This is a genomic window from Achromobacter sp. UBA5777 (assembly GCF_002418565.1).
Lineage (GTDB): Bacteria > Pseudomonadota > Gammaproteobacteria > Burkholderiales > Burkholderiaceae_B > Achromobacter > Achromobacter animicus.
On the sequence record NZ_DIEJ01000077.1, the window covers coordinates 1 to 3,095 of the forward strand.

Here is a 3,095-nt window from a genome sequence, read left to right on the forward strand (position 1 = left end):
CTTGCCGCAGCCGGAGGGCCCAAGCAGCGCCAGGACCGTGCCCGCAGGCACGTCCAGGTCCACGCCGTCCAGCACCGTATGGCCGTTGAACGCATGCCGCAGGCCGCGCACGGCGATGGCCGTGCCGCCGGCATTGGAGGCGGGCGCGTTCAAAACCGATGCCGCATGCCGAGGTTCAGGCCGAACTGGTTCTTGCCCGGCTCGACGTTGGCGCCATACTTGCCGCCGACCACACTCAAGGACGATTTGTCGTCGTTGATGGCGTAAGCCGCCACCGCATACAGCGTGGTGCGCTTGGACAGATCGTATTCATTGCCGAGCACGATCATGGTCGACTTCTGGCCCGTGCCGGCGGCCTGTACGGCAGGGCAGGCGGCATTGTTCATGTCGTCGCACACCGAGTCGTTCAGGTGGTACACGGCGGCCGACAGGCGCACGTTGCCCTGCGGCTTGTAGCTGGCGCCCAGCCACGTCATGTTGTTCTTGTAGCTGCGCTGCGTCAGCTTCTGGTCCAGCCAGCGGTAGCCGGCGTAGACCTTGACGTCCTCGAAGTCGTACGACACGCCCGCGACCACGCGATCTTCGCGGTTGCCGCTGTTGGCGCCCGTCTTGGGCTTGTCAGCGTTCTTCGAGTGATACAGCACCGCGGCGTCCAGACCGCCCGACTTGTAGCGCATACCGCCGCCCACCATGCGTCCGAGCTTGCTGTCATCGAACGACTGCTCGTTGTTCCAGCCAAAGCTGTAGTAGCCGCCGACGGACACGGGGCCCAGCTTACCGACGTACATGACGGCGTTGTCGGTACGGTCCGAGAACGCGGCGTCAGGCCGCTTGATCGAGAAGTTGGCGTTGTCGAACGGGTTGTACTTGCTCATCCATTCGATCATCAGCGTGTTGTGGCGCCCCAGCGTCAGGCGGCCCCACGTGTTGCTGGAAAAGCCCACGTAGGCCTGGCGCCCGAACAGGCGTCCGCCTTGCAGCGTGGTGCCGTTGCTGGAGTCAAAGCCGTTTTCAAGCACGAAGATGGCGGAAACGCCGTCGCCCAGGTCCTCGGAACCCTTCAGACCCCAACGCGAACCGTTCAGGTTGCCTGCGCTCATGCCCGTCTTGCTGTTGCCGTCGGGACCGTTGTTGAGGTACTGCAGGCCGGTGTCGATCAGCCCGTAAAGCTGGACCGAGGTGGCGGGGGCGGCGAGCGCGGCGGGCGCTGCCAGGGAGAAAGCGGACAGGCAGGCGCCAGCCGCCGCAATGCGGAGTGTCGATTTCAAAATGAAAGTCCTCTTTGGGATTCAATCGGAGCCGACACTCTAGGGGCGTGTTGCTACACGTCGATGACACCTCCCAATCGATGCGATAGTTCGCGCGCCGCGGCGAGCAGCGCCGCGGGCACGTCGCCGTCCCAGTCCGCGGGCAGGCGTTCGGCCTCGCAAGTCGTGGAGATCGCCATCACCATGTGGCCGGTCGCGTCATAGACGGGCGCGCTGAACGCGTTCACCGTGACCTGATGGCGGGGCGATGCGGCAGTGCCCACGGCCCGCGCCAAGCCGTGCTGGCGGGCCTCGGCAATGCGCTGCGCAAACTGCCCATTGTCGGGCTGGCCGCTGCGCGCGCGCGCCTCCAGTTCTTCGTCGATGGCTGCCTGCGTCTGCGCCGGCGGCATGAATGCGGCAAAGGCGATGCCGGTGGCCGACTGCGTGAGGCTCACGACCACGCCCGCTTGCAGGTAACGACTGACGGGATGCGCGGACGGCTCCCAGCCGACGATGGTGGCGCCCTGGTTGCCCCACACTGCGATGCCGACCGTGCGCTGGCCGATGTGTTCGCTGATTGCCGGCAGCGCCGCCATCGCGATCCGCTGCGCCTTCAGCGTGCCGAGGCCCGCCGCGCCGGTCTGGCTGCCGACTTCGCCCAGGTCGTGCGCGAAGGTGCGCAGATACTTGCCGTCGCCAAACGCGAGTGAATGGTGGCCGCTGCGAAAGATCTTTTCCACCTGGCCCAGGTAGACGACGTGGTCGCCGCCGGGATAGGCGGCCACCTTCACGCATTCCAGATGCGCCGCGCAATCGTCGATGATGGGCACGCCGCCCAGCCCGGTCATGACGGGGACTTCGCGGAACTTGTCGGCGCCCGATTTCGCAAACTGGTTCGAGACGTGAACCTGATGGTCGGCCAGGATGTTCACGACGAACCGCGGACAGTCGCGAAACGCCGGGTAGCTGCTGGAGGTGGTGGACTGGCTCCACAGGATCAGCGGCGGATCCAGCGAGACCGAACTGAACGAGTTGGCGGTGACGCCGTAGGGCTTGCCTGCGGCATCGCAGGTGGTGATCACGGTGACGCCGGTGGGAAACGCGCCAAGCGCGCGGCGGAATTCCTTGCTGTCGAAGGGTGTCATGCTCGCATCCTGTTTCGTGGGCGCCAGGCCCGCGGCAAGGCATGCAACCCGCGCCGCCGCTTCCCGCCTGGCATGGCGCCAAGTCTAGGAGCGGCGGGGNNACCGGCCACAAATTGTGTTCCGGTATGCGTCTATTACGTACCGTTATGAATGCGGCGCCTCAGACGGGCTCGGCAAGCTGCTCGCGAAAGTGCTTGCGCAGGTAGTCCTTGAAAGCTTGCGCGGCGGCGGACAGCTCGGCCCGGCGCGACAGGATGCAGCCCCAGTGCCGGGTGGCATCCAGGTCCTTGATCTCGATGAGCACGCGCGACGACTGCGCGTTGCGCTGGACCATGGTGCGCGGCAGGAAGGTGACGCAGTTGCCCGCGTCGATCATCCCGAGCAGCGTGGGCAGGGTCGATGCGGTGGTGTGCTCGAAGCTCAACCCTTGCTTGGCGAATTCTTCCGTCAGGTGCTTGCGCAGCGACAGGTAACGGTCCAGGAACATGATCCGGTAGGGCGCGATCATCGACAGCGTGACGCTGGCATGCGCGGCGAGCGGATGGCCGGCGGGCACGACGAGCATCACCTTTTCCTCGGCCAGCGACTGGAACTGCAACCCGCGCTGCTTGGTGTCCAGCGCCGCCACGGCGAAGTCCGCCGCGTCCTGCGTGATCGCCTGCACGACCTGCGCATAGGGCAGGTCCCGCAGCACCACCTG

General features: G+C 66.0%; 3 protein-coding genes. All 3 read right to left on the minus strand.

What is annotated here, in order from left to right:
• Positions 1-149 precede the first annotated feature (149 nt).
• Entirely contained in the window at positions 150-1,268 is a 1,119-nt protein-coding gene (locus B3446_RS05430; protein WP_291378172.1) for a porin, read from the minus strand.
• Positions 1,269-1,321: 53 nt separating this feature from the next.
• Positions 1,322-2,395, minus strand: a complete 1,074-nt coding sequence (locus B3446_RS05435) for a flavin reductase (protein ID WP_291378174.1) — start codon at positions 2,393-2,395, stop codon at positions 1,322-1,324.
• Positions 2,396-2,555: 160 nt separating this feature from the next.
• On the minus strand, positions 2,556-3,095 hold a 540-nt coding region (locus B3446_RS05440; RefSeq protein WP_291378176.1), incomplete at its 5' end, for a LysR family transcriptional regulator substrate-binding protein.

Bases quoted from the DNA above. Each gene is read 5' to 3' on its own strand.
- B3446_RS05435 (WP_291378174.1), bottom strand. From the start codon at position 2,395: ATGACACCCTTCGACAGCAAGGAATTCCGCCGCGCGCTTGGCGCGTTT.